At 70.7% G+C, this 21,766-nt stretch carries 2 protein-coding genes; both read left to right on the forward strand.

Translation table 11 applies throughout. The features are described 5' to 3' along the window. Entirely contained in the window at positions 1-15,759 is a 15,759-nt protein-coding gene (locus tag ACZ63D_RS12630; protein ID WP_465354406.1) for an SDR family NAD(P)-dependent oxidoreductase, read from the forward strand. Further along, positions 15,756-21,740 (forward strand): type I polyketide synthase, encoded by a 5,985-nt coding sequence (locus ACZ63D_RS12635; RefSeq protein ID WP_465354407.1) that lies wholly within the window; start codon positions 15,756-15,758, stop codon positions 21,738-21,740. The genes ACZ63D_RS12630 and ACZ63D_RS12635 overlap by 4 nt, the downstream gene beginning before the upstream one ends. Positions 21,741-21,766: the final 26 nt, after the last annotated feature.

Raw genomic sequence — 21,766 nt, forward strand, 5'->3', positions numbered from 1 at the left:
ATGCGTGAGAGTGAGAAGAATCGGGAATCCGGCTTCGCGGAGCGGCTGACGCTTCTGCCGCCGGCGGACCGCGCGGGGTTCCTCGCCGGCGTGGTCCACGACGCGACGCGGGCCGCGCTGCAGGCCGCGCTGCCCGAGGTGCCAGCCGTGCTCGACCCGGAGAAAGCGTTCTCCGACCACGGTTTCGACTCGCTCGCGGCGGTGGAGCTGCACGCGCAGCTGACCGATGCGACCGGGCTGGAGCTGCCGGTGACGCTGGCATTTGACTATCCGACCCCGGCCGCGGTCGCCCGGTTCCTGCACGCCGAGGTTTTCGGCGCGGAGGAATCAATCGCGGCGCTGGCCAGGGGTGGCTCGGACGACGAGCCGGTCGCGATCGTCGGCATCGGCTGCCGTTACCCGGGCGGCGCGGTGTCGCCGGAAGCGTTGTGGCAGCTGGTCGCCGACGAGGTGCACACCATTTCCGGCTTCCCGGAAGACCGCGGCTGGGATCTCGACAGCCTGTATGACCCGGACCCCGACAAGCCGGGCAGCAGCTACGTCACCGCGGGTGGATTCCTTCCTGGCGCTGGGGAATTCGACGCCGGGTTCTTCGGCATCGCCCCGCGCGAAGCGTCCGCGATGGACCCGCAGCAGCGGCTTGTCCTGGAGACCGCGTGGGAAGCGTTGGAGCGGGCCAAGATCGACCCGTCCACGCTGCGCGGCACACCGGCGGGCGTGTTCATCGGCGCGGAGGCGCAGGAGTACGGTCCGCGGCTGCACGAAGCCCCGGACGGACTCGACGGCTACATGCTCACCGGCAACGCGCCCAGCGTCGTTTCTGGTCGCGTCGCTTACGCGCTCGGCCTGGAAGGGCCGACGCTGACCGTGGACACTGCTTGCTCCGGTTCGCTGGTCGCGCTGCACTTGGCTGTGCAGGCGTTGCGGCGTGGGGAAACGCAGCTCGCGCTTGCCGGTGGCGTCGCGGTGATGGGTGCCCCGGGCACGTTCACCGCGTTCAGCCGTCAGCGGGGTCTCGCGGAAGACGGTCGCTGCAAGGCTTTCGCAGCCGCTGCGGATGGCACTGGGTTCGCCGAGGGTGTCGGTGTCCTGGTGCTGGAACGGCTTTCCGACGCGGTCGCGAATGGACACACCGTGCTGGCGGTCGTTCGTGGTTCGGCGATCAACTCCGATGGCGCGTCGAACGGCCTTACCGCGCCTAACGGTCCGTCGCAGCAGCGTGTGATCAAGCGCGCGCTGGCCGATGCTGGGCTGGAAGCGTCCGATGTGGACGCTGTCGAGGCACACGGCACCGGTACCCGGCTCGGCGACCCGATCGAGGCACAGGCGTTGCTGTCCGCCTACGGGCAGGACCGCGAGACGCCGCTGCTGCTCGGGTCGATCAAGTCGAACATCGGCCACACGCAGGCCGCGGCGGGTGTCGCGGGCGTGATCAAGATGGTCGAGGCCATGCGGCACGGCGTGCTGCCGAAGACGCTGCACGTGGACGAGCCGACGCCGCACGTCGACTGGACCGCGGGTGCCGTCGAGCTGCTGACTGAACAGCGGGAATGGCCGGAGAGCGAACGTCCGCGCCGCGCTGGCGTTTCCTCTTTCGGCGTGAGCGGTACCAACGCGCACGTCATCATCGAGCAGGCTCCGGCTGTCGAGACGGCGGAAATCACGAGTGACGAGCTTCCGGTTGTGCCGCTGGTGGTGTCGGCGCGCAGTGAAGAAGCGTTGAAGGCGCAGGCCGCCGCACTGGTGTCCACTGTGGAAAGCAACAACCTGACTGATCTTGGCTTCTCGCTCGCCACTACCCGCGCCGCGCACGACCAGCGCGCGGTGGTGGTCGCGGAGAACCTCGCGGACGCCGTGCGCGGTCTGCAGGCTCTCGCGGAGGGGGAGCAGGACCCGAACGTCGTGGTCGGCGAGCGCACGCCGGGCAAGCTCGCGATGCTGTTCACCGGCCAGGGTTCGCAGCGCCTCGCGATGGGGCGTGAGCTGTACCTGGCGTACCCGAAGTTCGCTGAGGTCTTCGACGAGGCTGTCGACCACCTCGACGTGCAGATGGAGACCCCGCTGCGCGACGTTCTCTTCGGCGACAACGCTGAGGAACTGAACGAAACGCAGTACACCCAGTGCGCGCTGTTCGCGGTCGAGGTCGCGCTGGCGCGGTTGCTCGAATCGTGGGGCGTGCGGCCGGACATCCTGCTCGGCCACTCGATCGGCGAACTGGCCGCCGCGCACATCGCGGGCGTCTGGTCGCTGGCGGACGCGTGCCTGGTCGTCGCCGCTCGCGGACGGCTCATGCAGGCGTTGCCCGAAGGAGGCGCGATGGTCGCCATCGCGGCGACCGAGGACGAGGTCCAGCCGCTGCTGGGCGACCAGGTCAGCCTGGCCGCGGTGAACGGTCCGGCGTCGGTCGTCGTTTCCGGCGAGCGCGAAGCGGTGGAAGCCGTCGTGTCGGTGTTCCGCATGCAGGGCCGCAAGATCAGCGAGCTGCGGGTGTCGCACGCGTTCCACTCGCCGCTGATGGAGCCGATGCTGGCCGAGTTCCGCGAGATCCTCGAGGTGGTCGACTACGCGGCCCCGGCGATCCCGGTCGTCTCGAACGTCACCGGCCGGATCGCGACCGCCGAGGAACTGTGCTCGCCGGGCTACTGGCTGTGGCACGTCCGCCGCGCGGTGCGGTTCGCCGACGGGGTGCGGGCCTTGGCCGAAGCTGGCGTGACGACCGCGATCGAGGTCGGTCCGGACGCCGTGCTGTCCGCGATGGCCGCCGGCACGAGCGACGCCATCGCTTTCACCCCCGCGCAGCGTCGCGACCGGCCCGAGGTCACCACCCTCGCCGCCGCGCTCGGCCGCCTGCACACCCGTGGCGTGGCGATCGACTGGACGGCGTTCTTCGGCCCCGCGCGGGTTGTCGACTTGCCGACGTATGCCTTCCAGCACAAGCACTACTGGCTCACCGCGCCGACCGGTCACGGCGACGCGGCGGACTTCGGCCAGCTGGCGTCCGGGCACCCGCTGCTCGCCGCCGAGATCGGGCTGGCGGGCGACGACGGCCTGGTCCTCACCGGCCGCGTCGCGCTGCGGACGCACCCTTGGCTGGCTGACCACGCGATCGCCGGTACGCCGGTGCTGCCGGGCACGGCGTTCGTCGAGATGGCTCTGCACGCCGCGGCCCAGGTCGGCTACGGCGTGGTCGACGAGCTGACCCTGCAAGCCCCGCTCGCGCTGCCGGAGAGCGGCGGTGTCGCGCTGCAAACGCTGGTTGGCCCGGATGTCGACGGCCGCCGCACCATCGAGTTCCACTCCCGTCCCGACCACGACGCCGACGCGGCCTGGACTCGGCACGCCGTCGGTGTCCTCGCCGCTGGCCCGGTGGTTGAGCCCGCCCCGCGTGGCGAATGGCCGCCCGCTGGCGCCGAAGTGGTCGCGACGAACGAGCTGTACACCGAACTGGCCGAGCAGGGTTACGGTTACGGCCCGCTGTTCCAGGGCTTGCGCACGGCGTGGAAGCGCGATGACGTCGTGTTCGCCGAGGTCGCGCTGCCCGCGACCGGGCGAGACGCGGCGTTCGGCGTCCACCCGGCGCTGCTCGACGCGGTCCTGCACGCCACCGACTTCGCGCCGGGTGAGGCGCGCGAGCCGGACGAGATCCGGCTGCCGTTCGCGTGGACCGGCGTGCGGTTGCACGCTTCGGGCGCGACTGAGGTCCGGGTGCGGATCACGTCCCCGGCCACCGGCGGCGTCTCGATCGACGTGACGGACGTGGCCGGTACGCCGGTGCTGTCCGTGGAGTCGTTCCGCTCGCGGCCGGTCCGCGAGGCCGACCTCGGCACCCAGGCGCGCGACCTGCTGTACACCGTCGAATGGACGCCGGTCACCGGTGAGTTCGAGCTGCCGACGCTCGCGTCGCTGGGCTCGATCAGCGGTTTCGACGTGCCGGTGGTCGACTCGCTGGTGTCGCTGGTCGATGTGCCGGACGTCGTGCTGCTGCCGGTTTCCGTGCCCGGCAAGAACATCGCCGCCGCCGCGAAGCAGACCGCGCACCGTGTGCGGACTGTGCTGCAGCAATGGCTGGAAGCCGACCGCTATGCGGGAGCACGCCTGGTCGTGCTGACCCGCGGCACGCTGGCCGACTCCGCCGTCCGCGGGCTGGTGCGGTCGGCTCAGGCCGAGCACCCCGGTCGCGTGATCCTGGTCGAGGGCGCTGCCAATGCGGAGACGCTGGCGACCGCGCTCGGCTCGGGCGAGCCGGAGCTGCGGATCGACGGCGACGCGGTGTCAGCCGGTCGGCTGGTCCGGCTGGTGGCAGAAGGCGGCGAGCCGACCTGGCGGGCCGACGGCACCGTGCTGATCACCGGGGGCACCGGCGGTCTTGGTGCGCAGGTCGCGAAGCACCTCGTCACGAAGCACGGCGTCCGCAGCCTGCTGCTGCTCAGCCGCCGGGGCCTTAACGCGCCGGGCGCGGCCGAGCTGGTCGAAGAGCTGGCGGAGCTGGGCGCGACCGCGAAGGTGGTTGCCTCGGACGTCAGCAAGAAGCGTTCGCTGTCGGCGGCGATCAAGAAGGCCGAGCACCCGCTGTCCGCCGTCGTGCACACCGCTGGCGTGCTGGACAACGCGATGATCGGCTCGCTGACCGCTGAGCAGCTCGACGCAGTGCTGGCTCCGAAGCTCGACGCCGCGTGGGCGCTGCACGAGCTGACCGCGGAGCTGGACCTGTCCGCGTTCGTCTTGTTCTCCTCCTCGGCGGGTCTCGCCGATGGTGCCGGACAGGCGAACTACGCCGCTGGCAACACCTTCCTCGACGCACTCGCCGAGCACCGGCACGCTGCCGGTCTACCCGCGACGTCGCTGGCGTGGGGGCTGTGGGCTCCCGACGCCGGTCAGGCGATCGGCATGGGTGCGACCCTGTCCGAAGTAGACCGAAACCGCATCACGCGGCTGGGTCTGGCTCCGCTGACTGTGTCGGAAAGCCTTGCCGCCCTTGACGCTGCTCTCGGCACGGGTGTTCCGACGGTCGTGCCGACCCGCGTTGACCGCGCTGCTCTGCGGTCGCGCGGCGAGGATGTTCCGGCCGTGTTGCGCGGGCTCGTTCCCGCCGGTCGCCGCCGGATCGCGGTCGCCAGCGGCGAAGTTACACCCGAGCAGCAGTTCGCCGAGCGGTTCGCACACCTCGCCGAGGCCGACCGGGACCGCGCGCTGCTCGACCTGGTGCGCACGCACGTCGCGGCCGTTCTCGGCCACGACAGCGCCGACGCGATCAGCCCGGCCCGCCCGTTCGGCGAGATCGGGTTCGATTCGCTCGCCGCGGTCGAGCTGCGCAACATCCTCGATTCGGTCACCGGCATGCGGCTGCCCGCGACGCTGGTGTTCGACTACCCGACGCCGCGCGCGCTCGCCGAGTACCTGGCGTCGCGGCTGGCCGGGCTGGCTCCGGCACGCCCGATCACGCCGGTGACCACTGTGGACCCGGAGGAACCGATCGCCATCGTCGGCATCGCTTGCCGCTACCCGGGTGGCGTCACGACGCCGGAAGACCTGTGGCGGCTCGTTTCCGAGGGCGAGGAAGCGCTCTCGGGCTTCCCGGTCGATCGCGGCTGGAACGTCGACTCGCTGTACGACCCGGAGCCCGGCAAGCCCGGCCGCTCCTATGTCAAGCACGGTGCTTTCCTGCACGACGCGGCCGAGTTCGACGCGGACTTCTTCGAGATCAGCCCGCGCGAGGCGGCGGCGATGGACCCGCAGCAGCGGTTGCTGCTGGAGGTCTCGTGGGAGGCGTTCGAGCGGGCCGGAATCGACCCGGTCGCCTTGCGCGGCAGCGCCACCGGGGTGTTCGCCGGCGTGATGTACCACGACTGGGGCACCCGGCTCGGCACGGTCTCCGACGACATCGCGGGCTACCTCGGCAACGGCAGCCTCGCCAGCGTCGTGTCCGGTCGCGTCTCGTACGCGCTGGGGCTGGAAGGCCCGACGGTCACTGTGGACACCGCGTGCTCGTCTTCGCTGGTCGCGCTGCACTGGGCGGTGCAAGCGCTGCGTCGCGGCGAGTGCACGCTGGCGCTGGCCGGTGGGGTCACCGTGATGTCCACTCCGGACACTTTCATCGATTTCAGCCGTCAGCGCGGGCTTTCCGCAGACGGCCGGTGCAAGGCGTTCGCCGAAGCGGCGGACGGCACCGGCTGGGGCGAGGGCGCGGGCATGCTGCTCGTTGAGCGGCTGTCGGACGCTCGCCGCAACGGTCACCCGGTGCTCGCGGTCCTCCGCGGCTCCGCGGTGAACCACGACGGCGCGTCGAACGGCCTGACCGCACCGAATGGTCCTTCGCAGCAGCGAGTGATCGCCAAGGCGCTGGCCGACGCTGGCCTGCAGCCGTCCGAAGTGGACGCTGTGGAAGGTCACGGCACTGGCACGACGCTGGGCGACCCGATCGAGGCTCAGGCCTTGCTGGCCACCTATGGCCAGGACCGCGAAGAGCCGTTGTGGCTCGGTTCGATCAAGTCCAACATCGGGCACACGCAGGCCGCAGCGGGTGTCGCGGGCATCATCAAGATGGTCATGGCGATGCAGCACGGCCAGTTGCCGCAGACGTTGCACGTCGACCGTCCGTCCACTGTGGTCGATTGGGAGACCGGCGCGGTCCGGCTGCTGACCGAAGCCCGGGAGTGGCAGGCCGACCGGCCCCGCCGCGCCGCGGTGTCGTCGTTCGGCATCAGCGGCACCAACGCGCACGTCATCCTGGAGCAGGCTCCGCCGATTCCGGTCGAGCGGCCTTCCGAGACGCAGACGATCGTTCCGGTCGCGCTGTCCGGCCGGTCCGCCGCCGCGGTGCGCGGACAGGCGGCACGGTTGCGTTCCTGGCTGGCCGACGGCGTTTCCGTCGCGGAGATCGCACGTTCGCTGGCTGCGACGCGGGCCTCGCTGGAACACCGCGCGGTGATTGTCGCCGAGACCGCGGGAGAACTCGCGGACGGCCTCGACGCGCTGTCCGGCGGGGACGCACCGACCGGTCAGGTCGTGGACGGGAAGCTCGCTTTCCTGTTCTCCGGCCAGGGCGCGCAGCGGGTCGGCATGGGGCGCGAGCTTTACGACGCGTACCCGGCCTTCGCGACGGCGTTCGACGCGGTGTGCGCGGCGATCGACCCGCTGGTCGACGTGCCGTTGCGGGACGTCGTGTTCGGCACCACCGAACTCGCCGACCGCGGCCTGCTCGACCAGACGCAGTACACCCAGACCGGGCTTTTCGCGGTCGAGGTCGCGCTGTTCCGGCTCGCCGAATCGTGGGGCTTCCGGCCCGACGCGCTCGCCGGGCACTCGATCGGCGAACTGGCCGCGGCCCACGTCGCGGGCGTGCTTTCCCTTGAGGACGCAGCGAAACTGGTCGCCGCGCGCGGCCGGCTGATGGGCGCGCTGAATGACCGGCGCGGTGCCATGGTCTCGTTCTCCGCGACCGAAGACACGGTCCGCGAACTGCTGCACGGCCACGAAGACGCGGTCAGCATCGCGGCAGTGAACGGCCCGGCCGCCGTGGTCATCTCGGGTGACGCGGACGTGGTCGCCGAGATCGAGCGGGCCGCTGGAGATGTCCAAACGCGACGGTTGCGGGTGAGCCATGCGTTCCACTCGCCGCTGATGACGTCGATGCTCGACGAGTTCCGCGAGATCGCCGCTGGATTGACGTACGAGACGCCGAAGATCCCGATCGTCTCGACGGTCACTGGGAAACTCGCCACTGACGACGAGTTGCGTTCACCGGAATACTGGGTCACCCATGTCCGCGAGACCGTCCGTTTCGGTGCCGCGGTCACGACACTGGCGGAGAGCGGCGTCCAGACGTTCCTGGAGATCGGCCCGGACAGTGTGCTGTCCGCGCTCGGCCCGCAGAGCGTCGACGCGGAGTTCGTCCCGTTCGGCCGGCGCGATCAGGACGAGGTGCGCACCGCGCTCACCGCGGCTGGTCGCCTGCACGTTCGCGGAGCTGTGAAGCTCGGCCCGCTGCTCGGCGACGGTCCGGTTCGGCTCGACCTGCCGACGTATGCCTTCCAGCACAAGCGTTACTGGCTGGACGCGACTCCGTCCGGCGACGTCACTTCGGTCGGTCAGCAACCGCTGGCGCACCCGATGCTGGGCGCGGTGGTGGCACTGTCCGGTTCGGACACCACTGTCCTCACTGGACGGTTGTCCGCGTCGTCGGTGCCGTGGGTCGCTGACCACGTGGTGAAGGGCGCGATCCTGGTGCCCGGCACCGGATTCGTCGAACTGGCTGTCGCTGCCGGTGACCAGGTGGGCCACCCGGTGGTCGAGGAGCTGACGCTGCAAGCGCCGCTCATCCTGGCCCCGGACGGCGCGGTCGCGCTGCAGGTCGTGGTCGGTCCCGCGAACGGCGACCGCCGCCCGGTCACCGTGTTCTCCCGCCCGGTCGAATCGGATGGCGACTGGACCCAGCACGCGCTGGGCACGTTGTCCGCCACCGCGCGGCCGGAACCCGCTGGCCTCACCGAATGGCCGCCGGCGGGCGCGACCCCGATCCCGGTCGAGGGCGCCTACGATCGGCTCAACGAACGCGGCTACGGCTACGGCCCGGCCTTCCAGGGCCTCACGGCCGCGTGGCGCCGGGGCAACGAGGTGTTCGCCGAGGTCGCGCTGCCGGAACCGGCCGCCTCCACGGCGGGCTCCTACGGCCTGCACCCGGCATTGCTCGACACCGCGATGCACGCCGACCTCCTTGGCGACCCGAGCGGTTCGACGCTGCTGCCGTTCGTGTGGAACGGCGTCACGCTGCACGCGGTCGGAGCTTCGGTGCTGCGGGTGCGGATCGTGCGGCTGGACGGGGACGAGCTGTCCTCGATCGAGGTCGCGGACGGCGAAGGCAACCCGGTCGCTTCGGTCGAGTCGCTGGTCTCGCGGCCCGTGCGGACCGAACTGGCCGCGCAGGCGGAGACCACTGACGGATCTCTGCTCAAGATCGGCTGGCAGTCCGTGCCGGTCCCGGCCGCGGAGCCGGGCGATGTCGTCGCGATCGGCCGTGGCCGGGTCGGCGTGGCCGCTACCTACAGCGGGTTCGCGGACCTGCTCGGCGCGGTGGACCGCGGCGAACCGGTACCGGGTCTCGTGACGCTCTCGGTGCCTGTCGCGGAGGGCGCGGTGCCGGAAGCGGCACGGGCCAACGCGACCTGGCTGCTCGCCGAAATCCAGGCGTGGCTGGCCGAATCACGGTTGACCGACACGAAACTCGCCATTGTCACGCAGTCGGCGGTTCCGGCTGGCGGGTCCACTGTGGACGTCACGCAAGGTCTCCTGTGGGGCCTGGCCCGCGCTGCGCAAGCCGAACACCCCGGACGCGTCTTCCTGATCGACGCGGACGCAGAGACGAAGGTCGAGACGATCGCCGCGGTGGTCGCCTCGGGCGAGCCGGAGTCGGCGATCCGCGCCGGTGCGGTGCTCGCTCCGCGCTACACCCGCACCGAATCGACCGGAACCGCCTCGTGGGACGGCACGGTCCTGATCACCGGCGGCACCGGCGGTCTCGGCAGCCTGCTGGCGCGTTACCTGGTCGCCGAACACGACGTGCGGAGCCTCGTACTCACCAGCCGTCGCGGTCTCGACGCACCCGGTGCCGCGCAGCTGGTCGAAGAGCTGACCGACCTGGGTGCGACGGTTCAGGTGGCGGCCTGCGACGTCGCCGACCGTGCGGCGGTCGAGCAGTTGGTCAACGGCCTGCCGGACCTCGGCGCGGTGGTGCACGCCGCCGGTACCGCCGACAGTGGCGTCTTCGACTCGCTCACCGCGGAGCAGCTTGCCGCGGTGCTGCGGCCGAAGGTCGACGCGGCCTGGCACCTGCACGAACTGACCGCAGACCGGCAGCTGTCCGCGTTCGTACTGTTCTCCTCGGCGGGCGGCCAGGTGCTTCCTGCCGGACAGGCGAACTACGCGGCGGCCAACGCGTTCCTCGACGGGCTCGCCGAACACCGGCGCGCGGCCGGACTCCCGGCAACCGCGCTGGCCTGGGGTCTGTGGGCGGAGAACACCGGACTCGGCGGCGACCTCGCCGAAGCCGACCTCGCCCGGATGGCCCGCCTCGGCCTGCCCGCGGTGACCGCCGAGCAGGGATTGGCCCTGTTCGACGCCGCCGTGGCCACCGAAGACGCGGTCATCGCGCCGCTTCGCGTGGACGTCCCGGCGCTTCGGGCGCGTACTGACGAACTGCCCGCACTGCTGCGTGGTTTCGTGCCGCCGAAGGCACGTCGCGTGGCGAAGGCGGCCAAGGCGGCGGACAACGCGCTCGCCGACGAACTGGCCGCGCTGGTCGAAAGCGAACGGGACCGGGTGCTGCTCGACCTCGTCCGCACGCAGGTGGCCACGGTGCTCGGCTACGCGGACAAGTCCGAAGTGGACGGAACCAGGGCGTTCAAGGAACTGGGCTTCGACTCGCTCGCCGCGGTCGAACTCCGCAACCTCCTTGGCACCGCGACCGGACTGACGCTGCCCGCGACGCTGATCTTCGACCACCCGACCGCCAAGGCCGTCGCGGACTTCGTGAAGGGCAAGCTGCTCGGCGCGGTCGCGAAGACCCCGGCGACGACCGCCCGGACGAATGCGTCGATGCAGGAACCGATCGCGATCGTCGGCATGGCCTGCCGCTATCCCGGCGGCGTCCGGTCGCCGGAGGACCTGTGGCAGCTCTTGGTCGACGAGGTCGACGCGGTCTCCGGCTTCCCGACCAACCGCGGCTGGGACATCGAGGGCATCTACGACCCGGAACGCGGCAAACGCGGCAAGACCTATGCCAACCAGGGCGGCTTCCTGCACGACGCGGCGGAGTTCGACCCGGCGTTCTTCGGCATCGGCCCGCGCGAGGCGATGGCGATGGACCCGCAGCAGCGGCTCCTGCTGGAAACCGCGTGGGAGGCCATCGAGCGCGCCGGAATCGACCCGACCGTGCTGCGCGGCAGCCTGACCGGCGTCTTCACCGGCGCGATGTACGACGACTACGGCAGCCGCGCCCCGGGCGCTCCGGCCGACGTCGCCGCCTACATCCCGAACGGCAGCTCCGGCGCGGTCGTCTCCGGCCGGATCTCCTACCTGCTCGGCCTTGAAGGCCCGAGCATGACGGTGGACACCGCGTGCTCGTCCTCGCTGGTCACGCTGCACCTCGCGGTGCAAGCGCTGCGGGCGGGGGAGTGCGGGCTGGCACTAGCCGGCGGTGTCACGGTGCTGTCGCAGTCGGACCTGTTCGTCGACTCCAGCCGTCAGGGCGTGCTTTCGCCCAACGGCCGGTCGAAGTCGTTCTCCGCGGCTTCCGACGGCGTCGGCTGGGCCGAGGGCGCGGGCCTGCTCCTGCTGGAGCGGCTGTCCGACGCGCAGCGCAACGGGCACGAAGTGCTCGCGGTGGTCCGGTCGAGCGCGGTCAACCAGGACGGTGCGTCGAACGGCCTTACCGCGCCGAACGGCCCGTCGCAGGAACGCGTCATCCACGCGGCCCTCGCGGCCGGTGGGCTGCGACCGTCCGATGTGGACGCTGTCGAGGCGCACGGTTCGGGCACGAAGCTGGGCGACCCGATCGAGGCGCAGGCCTTGCTGGCCACCTACGGCCAGGACCGCGACCGGCCGCTGTACCTGGGTTCGGTGAAGTCGAACATCGGCCACGCGCAGGCGTCCGGTGGCGCGGCAGGCGTGATGAAGGTCGTGCAAGCGTTGCGGCACAACATGCTGCCGAAGACGATGCACGTCGACGCGCCGTCGCCGGTCGTCGACTGGACCACGGGCAACATCGAGCTGCTCACCGAGCCGCGGCCGTGGCTGCCGAACGGACACCCGCGTCGCGCTGGCGTCTCGTCGTTCGGCATCAGCGGCACCAACGCACACATCATCATCGAGGAGGCACCGCCCGCTCCGGCTACCGAAACCCGGCGCACCGCACCGGAACTCCCGACGATTCCGTTGCCGCTGGCTGGTTCGGTCGCGTCGGCGCTCGCCGACCAGGCCGCCCGGCTGGCCGCGCACCTGCGGGCCAACCCGGACGTCAGCCTGACCGACATCGGCTACTCGCTCGCCACCGGCCGCGCGGCGCTCGACCACCGCGCGGTGGTCTTGGCGGCCGACCGCGAAGCGGCTCTGAAGGCGCTCGACGGACTGGCCGACGGCCGGACCCCGGCGGGCACCGTGGCCGGCACGGTCAGCGCGGCCGACCTGACGGCGTTCCTGTTCACCGGCCAGGGCGCGCAGCAACCGGGCATGGGACGCGGGCTGTACGAGGCGTTCCCGGCCTTCGCCGGAGCGTTCGACGAGATCTGCGGACTCTTCGACGCCGAACTGGACACCCCGCTCAAGCAGGTGATCTGGGAAGACTCGCCGCTGCTCAACCAGACCGCGTACACGCAATGCGCGCTGTTCGCGATCGAGGTCGCGCTGTACCGGCTGGTCGAATCCTGGGGTGTCAAGCCGGATTACGTCGCCGGGCACTCGATCGGCGAACTGGCCGCCGCGCATGTCTCCGGAGTGTTCTCGCTGGCCGACGCCTGCTCGCTGGTCGCTGCTCGCGGCCGGCTCATGCAGGCGCTCCCGACCGGCGGCACGATGGCGGCGATCGCCGCGACCGAGGACGAGGTGCGAGCCTCGCTGCCCGCGGGCGTGGACATCGCGGCGGTCAACGGTCCGCGGTCGGTGGTCATCTCCGGTCCGGAAGAGGCGGTGGTCGCGGCCATGGCGACCTTCTCCGACGCTGGTCGCCGGACGAAGCAGCTGGTCGTGTCGCACGCGTTCCACTCGGGGCTGATGGAGCCGATGCTGGCCGAGTTCGCGGTGGTGGCGGAGAAACTGACCTACTCCGCGCCGTCGATCCCGGTGGTGTCGAACGTGACCGGCAAGATCGCGACCGCCGCCGAGCTGTGCTCGCCGCAGTACTGGGTGGGCCACGTGCGGGAGGCCGTCCGGTTCGCCGACGGCGTCAGCACGCTGCTCGGTGCGGGCGTGACCAGGTTCGTCGAGCTGGGTCCGGACGCGGTGCTCACCGGGATGGCTCGCGAATGCGACACCGCGGTGGCCGACCGGCCGGACCGGGTCGTCCAGGTGCCCGCGATGCGCCGGGGCCGGGCCGAGGTGCCGACCGTGTTCACCGCGCTGGCGACGCTGTTCTCCCGGGGCGCGAAGATCGACTGGAAGGCGCTGTTCGCCGGCCAGGGTGCGTCCACTGTGGACTTGCCGACCTACGCGTTCCAGAACAAGTCGTACTGGCTCGACGCGACGAAGCCGACCGGCGACGTGAGTACCTTGGGCGCGCAGTCCGCCGGACACCCGCTGCTGGGTGCGCTGGTCGAACTGCCCGACGGTGGCGCGGTGCTGACCGGACGGCTGTCTGTCGCGACGCAGCCGTGGCTGGCCGACCACGTGGTGATGGGGCGGACGATGCTGCCCGGCACCGCGTACGTCGAGCTGGCGGTGCACGCCGGGGGCCAGGTCGGCTGCGACCTCCTGGAGGAGCTGACCCAGCAGGCGCCGTTGCTGCTGCCGGAAGACGGGGTTGACCTGCGCGTGGTCATCAGCGCGCCGGACGCTAGCGGTCGCCGGGAGCTGTCGGTGCACTCGCGGACCGAGTCTGGCTGGGTCCAGCACGCCGCGGGGACGTTGGCCAACGGCGCGGCCGCGGACTTCTCGCTCAGCGAGTGGCCGCCGTCCGGTGCGGAATCGGTTGACCTGACCGGGTTGTACGACGACCTGGCCGGGCTCGGCTTCGGCTACGGGCCGACGTTCCGCAACCTGCGGGCGGTCTGGCTCCGCGAAGGCGAGGTGTACGCCGAGGTCGCTCTGCCGGAAGGCACCGCGGCGAACGAATTCGGCCTGCACCCGGGCCTGCTCGACTCGGCACTCGGCGCGACGGACTTCCTGATCCCGGGCGGTCCGAAGGCGTTGACCGAGACCACCATCCCGTTCGCGTGGAACTCGGTGTCGCTGCAGGCCAGTGGCGCGACCGCGCTGCGGGTGCGGGTCCGGAAGACCGAAAGCGGTTCGTCGCTCGACCTGGCCGACACCGCGGGTGCTCCGGTGGCCCAGATCGCTTCGCTGGTCACGCGGCCGGTGTCGGAAGGCCAGCTCGGCGCGAAGGTGCCGGACTCGCTGTACCGCATCGAATGGCAGCCCGCCTCGGGTGTCCGCCTGGTGCCCTCGCTGGACGGCTGGGCCGTGCTCGGTACCGACGACCTCGGTCTCGGTGTACCGCTTCGGACTGAGCCGGGCGGCGCGGAGGTCTTGGTGCTGCCGGTTGGTTCTGGCTCCGATTCTGTGCCAGCGCAGGTCCATCAAGTCGTGCAGGAAACGTTGCGGCACTTGCAGAACTGGCTGTCGGCCGGAGACGGAAAGCTGGTCGTGGTCACTCGCGACGAGCTGGCGCAGGCCCCGGTCTGGGGCCTGGTGCGGGCCGCGCAGGCGGAGAACCCGGGCCGGATCCAGGTCGTGGACCTCGACGCTTCTCCCGCGTCGGCCCGAGCGCTGCCCGCGGTCGTCGCGTCCGGCGAACCCGAAGCTCGGGTGCGCGACGGAGAGGTGCGCGTGCCGAGGCTGACGCGGGTCACCGAAGTCGGCGAGACAGTCGAGTGGGACCCGGACGGCACGGTGCTGATCACCGGCGGCGCGGGCTTGCTCGGCGGGCTGCTGGCCCGGCACCTGGTCGCTCGCGGGGCGCGTGACCTAGTCCTGACCAGCCGTCGCGGACTCGACGCAGCCGGGGCGCGGGAGTTGGTCGACGAACTGGCCGGCGAAGGCGCGAAGGTGACGGTGGCCGCGTGCGACGTCACCGACCGGGACGAGCTGGCGAAACTGCTCGACACGCTGCCGCGGCTGACCGCCGTGGTGCACGCGGCCGGGCAGATGGACAGTGCGGTGCTGAGCGCGCTGACGCCAGAGCAGGTCGAGAACGTGTTGCGGCCCAAGGTCGACGCGGCCTGGAACCTGCACGAACTGACAGCTGACCGGGACCTGGCGGCGTTCGTCCTCTACTCCTCGGCGGGCGGTCTGCTGCTCGCGGCGGGGCAGGCGAACTACGCGGCCGGGAACGTGTTCCTGGACGCGCTGGCTGAACACCGCTCTTCTCTCGGCCTCCCGGCGACCTCGCTCGCGTGGGGTCCGTGGGAAGGCACCGACGGCGAAGTGGACCTGGCGCACATCGCCCGGTCCGGGGTCGCGGAGCTGTCCGCGGCTGAGGGGCTGGAGCTGTTCGACGCCGCTCTGGCGGCTTCCTCGGCGACTTTGGTGCCGGTGAAGCTCGACCTCAAGGACGCCGACCGCGCGTCGGCGCTGCTGAAGGGTCTCGTCACCGCGGTGCCACGACGGGCGGCTGTCGCCTCGTCGACAGCTCCGGAGGCCGGGTTCGCCGACAAGCTCGCCACGCTCCCGGCGGACGAGCGGGACTCGGCGGCACTGAACCTGGTGCTGGAGCACACGGCGGCTGTCCTCGGATACGACGACGCTTCGGCGGTCGGGGTCGAAAAGGGCTTCACCGACCTGGGCATCGACTCGCTCGCCGCGCTGGAGCTGCGCAACCGGCTCGGCGCCGCGACCGGGCTGCGGCTGCCCGCGACGCTGATCTTCGACTACCCGAGCCCGCTTCCGCTGGCCCGCCACCTGCTGGCCGAACTGGCTCCCTCTGCTCTGGAAGAAGAAGCGGTGGAAGAACTGAACGGCACCGACGACGCGGCGGCTGCGGTCGCCTCGATGGACCTGGCCGACCTGGTCCGCTCCGCGATGAGCGGCACCGACGAACGGGGTGAATCCCAGTGACCGACAAGTCCGCTCCTTCGACCGAGCAGATCGTCGCCGCGCTGCGGCAGTCCATGACGGACAACGAACGGCTCCGTGCGGACAACCAGCGGCTGGCCGCCCGGCAGTCCGAGCCGATCGCCATCATCGGCATGGGCTGCCGGTACCCCGGCGGGGTCGCCACTCCCGCGCAACTGTGGGAGCTGGTGGCCGGCGGCGTCGACGCGATCGGCGAATTCCCCGCCGACCGCGGCTGGGACACCGCCGCCCTGCACGACCCGACCGGCACCCGGCCCGGCACGACCTACTCGAACGAAGGCGGTTTCCTCTACGACGCCGCCGATTTCGACCCGGAGTTCTTCGGCATCAGCCCGCGCGAGGCGATCACGCTGGACCCGCAGCAGCGGTTGCTGCTCGAAACCGCCTGGGAAGCAGTGGAACGCGCCGGAATCGTGCCGTCGACCTTGCGCGGCAGCGCGACCGGGGTGTTCACCGGCGTCATGTACCACGATTACGGTGCGGGCAGCAGCGACGGCAGCCTTATCTCCGGGCGGGTGTCGTACACACTCGGCTTGGAAGGCCCGTCGGTGTCGGTGGACACCGCCTGCTCTTCCTCGCTGGTCGCGATGCACCTCGCCGCCCAAGCACTTCGCCGCGGCGAATGCTCGCTGGCGCTGGCGGGCGGGGTGACGGTGATGGTCACGCCGGACATGTTCGTATACTTCAGCGAACAACACGGCCTCTCTTCGGACGGCCGCTGCAAGGCTTTCGGCAGCGGCGCGGACGGCGTCGGATGCTCCGAAGGCGCTGGAATGCTGCTGCTGGAACGGCTTTCCGACGCTCGGCGCAACGGCCACCACGTGCTCGCCGTGCTGCGCGGCAGCGCGGTGAACTCGGACGGCGCTTCGAGCGGAATCACCGTGCCCAACGGCCCAGCCCAGCAACGGGTCATCCGAGCGGCCCTGGCCGACGCCTCCCTGGAACTGTCCGATGTGGACGCTGTGGAGGCGCACGGAACCGGCACCAAGCTAGGTGACCCGATCGAGGCCCAAGCCCTGATCTCGACCTACGGCAAGGTCGCTACCCCCTCGCGACCGTTGTATGTCGGTTCTTTCAAGTCGAACGTCGGGCACACCCAGGCCGCGGCCGGGGTCGGCGGGGTCATCAAAATGGTGGAGGCCCTGCGCCGGGGCGTGCTGCCGCCGACGCTGCACGCGGACGAGCCTTCGCCCCACGTGGACTGGACGGATGGCACTGTCGCGCTGCTGAATGAGCCCACGCCGTGGCCCTCGACCGGCCGTCCCCGACGAGCTGGGGTTTCGTCGTTCGGCATCAGCGGGACGAATGCGCATGTGATTGTCGAGCAAGGCGATCCGGTTCCGGTGCCGTCTCCTTCTGATGGGCCAGTTACCTGGCTGCTCTCGGCTTCGTCACCGGAGGCTTTGCGGGCGCAGGCTGGGCAGTTGGCTGGGTTCGCTGCCTCGGGTGCTGTTGCTTCGGGCTCGGTTGCGGCGGGCTCCGTCGTTTCGGGTTCGGCTGCGCCGGGCGCTGTTTCGGGTCCTGGTGCTCCGGGCTCCGTCGTTTCTGGTCTAGTTGGTTCGGGCACCGTCGTTTCGGGTTCGGCTGCGCCGAGTCCTGTCGCTTCGGGTTCGGCTGCGCCGAGGCCCGTCGCGTTGGGTTCTGCTGCGCCGAATGCCGTTGTTTCTGGTTCGGTTGTGCCGGGTGCCGTCGCGGTGGGTTCTGCCGCGCCGGGTCCCGTCGCTTCGGGTTCAGCTGTGCCCGGTACCCCCGCTTCGGGCCCCGCCGCTTCGGATTCGGCAATGCCGGGCTCCACCGCGGATATCGGTCTTTCCCTCGCCACCACGCGAACCCTCGGCGAGCACCGAGCTGGCGTGGTGGCTGCGGACCGGGAAGCCGCCGCGCGCGCTCTCGAAGATTATGCAGCAGGCAGAGCTTCCTCCGCGGTGGTCGAAGGCGTGGCCACCACGCGTCGCACGGCTTTTCTCTTCACCGGCCAAGGCGCCCAGCGTGCTGGCATGGGCCTGGACCTAGCTGCCGCGTCCCCCGTCTTCGCCGCCGCCCTGGACGAGGTCGCCGCCGCTCTGGACCTCGACGTCCCCCTGCACTCCCTGCTCGCCGACGCGGACCGGCTCGACCAAACCGGCTACACCCAGCCCGCCCTGTTCGCGGTCGAAGTCGCCCTGTACCGGCTCCTGGAATCCTGGGGCGTCCGGCCTGCCTACCTGCTGGGCCACTCCGTCGGAGAAATCGCCGCCGCCCACGTCGCCGGGGTGCTTTCCCTTGCCGACGCCGGAAAACTGGTAGTCGCCCGAGCCCGGCTGATGCAAGCTCTGCCCGCCGGCGGCGCGATGGTAGCTGTGCAAGCTACCGAAGACGAGGTCCTTCCGCTACTAACCAATGGTGTAGGAATCGCCGCGGTGAACGGCCCTCGGTCGGTGGTATTGTCGGGTGCAGAAGAAGAAGTACTTGCGGTTGCTGGGAAATTCACTAATACTTCGCGGTTGCGCGTTTCGCACGCGTTCCATTCGCCGCTCATGGACCCGATGCTGGACGAGTTCGCCGCAGTGGCGCGCACGCTGACGTACTCCGAGCCATCGGTGCCCATTGTGTCCACAGTGGAACTTTCGGCGAATGTGGCGACGCCGGACTACTGGGTGCGCCAGGTCCGTTCGGCAGTGCGCTTCGCTGACGGCGTGCGAGCGCTAGCCGAGGCCGGGGTAGACACGTTCGTCGAGGTCGGCCCGAGCGCGGTGCTGACGGCGATGGGCCAGAGCTGCGCCGACGCCGCTGCGGTGGGCGGAGCCGGTGGTGGCACGTTCGACGGTGGCGTGAATGGTGCTGCCGTCGGCGTGAATGACGCAGCTGCTAGCGCGAATGGCGCGGCTAGCGGCGTAAACGGTGCCGCTGGTGGCGCGAATGGCGCAGCCGGTGGCGATCGTGCCCGCGGCGATGCTGCCAGAGTCGGCAGCGCGGGCCCGGTTGGCCACGTCGCTGGAGCCACCGGAATCGGCGGCGCAGGCCGGACTGGCGCTGCCGCTGGTGGCACCGGAGTCGGCAGCGCTGGCCGTGTCGGTAGCACCAGTGGTGCCGACAGCATCGCCGCTGCCACCCTCGCCAACGCCGCCTTCATCCCCGTCCTGCGCAAGGACCGAGCCGAAGCAGAGTCGGCCGCCGCCGCGGTCGCGACCCTGTTCACGCTCGGCGGGACGGTCGACTGGGACGCGTTCTACTCCGGCGCGCACGTGGTCGAACTGCCGACCTATGCCTTCCAGCGTAAGCGTTACTGGCTGGACAACCCGACCGGCGCGCGGGCTCGCGGCGTGGCCGAGGTCGGGCAGCGCGAAGCCGCCCACCCGCTGCTCGGTGCGGTGGTCGGCACGGCGGACTCCGGCGGCGTCGTCCTCACCGGACGGCTGTCGCTGGCCGCGCAGCCGTGGCTGGCCGATCACGTCGTCCAAGGCAACGCGCTGTTCCCCGGCACGGCTTTCGTCGAGCTGGCGGTGCGCGCGGGCGACGAGGTCGGCTGCGGCAGGGTCGACGAACTCACGCTGGCCGCTCCGTTGATCCTGCCGAAGCAGGGCGCGGTGCGACTGCAGGTGACCGTCGGCGCGGAGGAAGACGACGGCACCCGAGCGCTGGGAATCTTCTCCCAGCCCGAGGACGCCGACGAATGGACTCAGCACGGCAGCGGCCGGCTCTCCCCAGCTGGTTCACCGTCCGCAGTGGCCGCCGAATGGCCGCCCGCCGGAGCCACGGAGATCGACGTGACCTCCCGGTACGACGACCTGGCCGCCCAAGGCTTCGACTACGGCCCGGTCTTCGCTGGCCTGCGACGAGCCTGGCAGTCGGGTGACGTGCTGGCCGCCGAGGTCGCCCTGCCCGAGCATGCGGACGGCAGTGCGTTCGGCCTGCACCCCGCGCTGCTGGACGCTGCCCTGCACACGATCGGTCTCGCCGGACCGACCGAGGACAAGCCAGTGCTGCCCTTCGCGTGGTCCGGCGTCTCGCTATACGCCGGCGGCGCGGCGACCCTGCGCGTGCTGATCTCGTCAGACGTCGAGAACACCGTCTCGCTCACTGCGACGGACGCGTCCGGCACACCGGTGCTGCGCGTGGACTCTCTAGCGCTGCGCCCCATCGCGGACGACGCCTTCGCCACCGCCGCGCGTTCGGCAGTGGACGATTCGCTCTTCCGCGTCGACTGGATCCCGTGGCAAGGCGACGACGTCACCGCAGTGACTACCGCGATCCTGGGCGACAACCCCTTCGGTCTCGCCGGTGAGTCCTATGTGGACCTCAATGCCCTGCTGGAAGCAATCCAGAACGGTGCCCGAGTCCCAGACGTTGTGTACGTACCCTTCACCGCCCCGGAAACCGCCACCCCGGAAGGCGCACGCGCAGCCGTCCACGACCTCCTCTCGCTGTCCCAAGCCTGGGTCGCCGAGGATGTCCTGGCCGCTTCGCGCCTGGTCGTCATCGCCTCCGGCGCGATCGCTACTCGCCCAGACGAGGGCGCGCCCGACCTCACCCACGCGGCACTGTGGGGCGTGATCCGCACCGCGCAACTTGAGTACCCAGACCGATTCATGGTCGTGGACCTAGACAACGGCCCGCTCCCGATCGGCTCCGTGCTCGGCGCGATGTACGCCGACGAACCCGGTGTCGCAGTCCGCGACGGCGCGGTTCTGGTGCACCGCCTGGCAAAGTACGTCCCGTCCGGCACCGTCGCCTTCGACCCGGACGGCACCGTCCTGGTCACCGGCGGCACCGGCGTGCTCGGCCAACTGATCGCCCGGCACCTGGTCACTGAACACGGCGTCCGCCACCTGCTCATCACGAGCCGCCGCGGCGGCGCCGCCCCAGGAGCCACTGAATTCGCCGCCTCCCTCACGGACCTCGGTGCCTCAGTCTCGCTGGTGGCCTGTGACCTGTCGTCTCGAGACGCAGTCGCAGCTCTCCTCGCCGACGTTCCGTCCGACCACCCGTTGACCGCGGTAATCCACACCGCCGGCGTCGTCGACGATGGCGTGCTCCTGTCGCTGACCCCGGAACGGATGGACGCCGTCCTCCGCCCGAAGGTCGACGCTGCGTGGCACCTGCACGAACTGACCGCGTCCCTGGACTTGGCCGCCTTCGTGCTGTATTCGTCCGCCGGCGGAACCCTAGGTGCCGCAGGCCAAGCCAACTACTCCGCGGCGAACGTCTTCCTGGACGCGCTCGCACACCACCGCGCCGCGCAGGGCTTGCCAGCCGTGTCGCTCGCCTGGGGCCTATGGTCCGAAGGCGGCATGTCCGGCGATTTGGCCGACACCGACCTGATCCGCATGGCCAGGTCCGGCGTCTTCGGCCTGTCCTTCGCCGACGGCCTGGAACTCTTCGACGCGACGGTCGCCGCCGGCCAACCGTCGCTGGTCCCGGTACGCCTGGACATGTCCGGGCTACGCGCCGACGCCCACAGCGTCCCCGCGATGCTGCGCGGCCTGGTCCGAGGCCGCCGCCGCGTCGAGGTCGTCGACGATTCCTGGAACCAGGTACTCCGCCTGTCCGGTCCTGAACGAGTCCGGGCCGCCGTTGACCTGGTCTGCGGCACCGCCGCCGTAGTCCTAGGCTACGAACGCCGAGACGCGGTAGACCCCCGAAAGGGCTTCATCGAACTCGGCTTCGATTCCCTGACCGCCATCGAACTGCGCAACCGCCTCGACGTCCTCACCGGAATGCGCCTGCCCGCGACGCTGATCTTCGACTATCCGTCTGTGCAGGTCCTAGGAGAACACCTCGTAGCAGACGGTGCCCCGTCCGCAGTCGAGGTCCAGCTGGACGCGCTGGAGAACGTCGTACGGGGCTTGGAACCGGACGAAGTCACCGGAGTCGTGACGCGATTGAAGGCAGTGCTGGCTTCGCTGGTCCCAGACGAGGAAGTGGAAGGAGCCAGCGCGGACGAGCTGTTCGCGCTGCTGGACGAAGAACTGGAAGCCCGATAACGCTTTGGGGCCGCCCCTCACCGGGC

It is taken from the genome of Amycolatopsis sp. NPDC104775, from assembly GCF_055583325.1.

Bases quoted from the DNA above. Each gene is read 5' to 3' on its own strand.
- ACZ63D_RS12630 (WP_465354406.1), top strand. From the start codon at position 1: ATGCGTGAGAGTGAGAAGAATCGGGAATCCGGCTTCGCGGAGCGGCTG.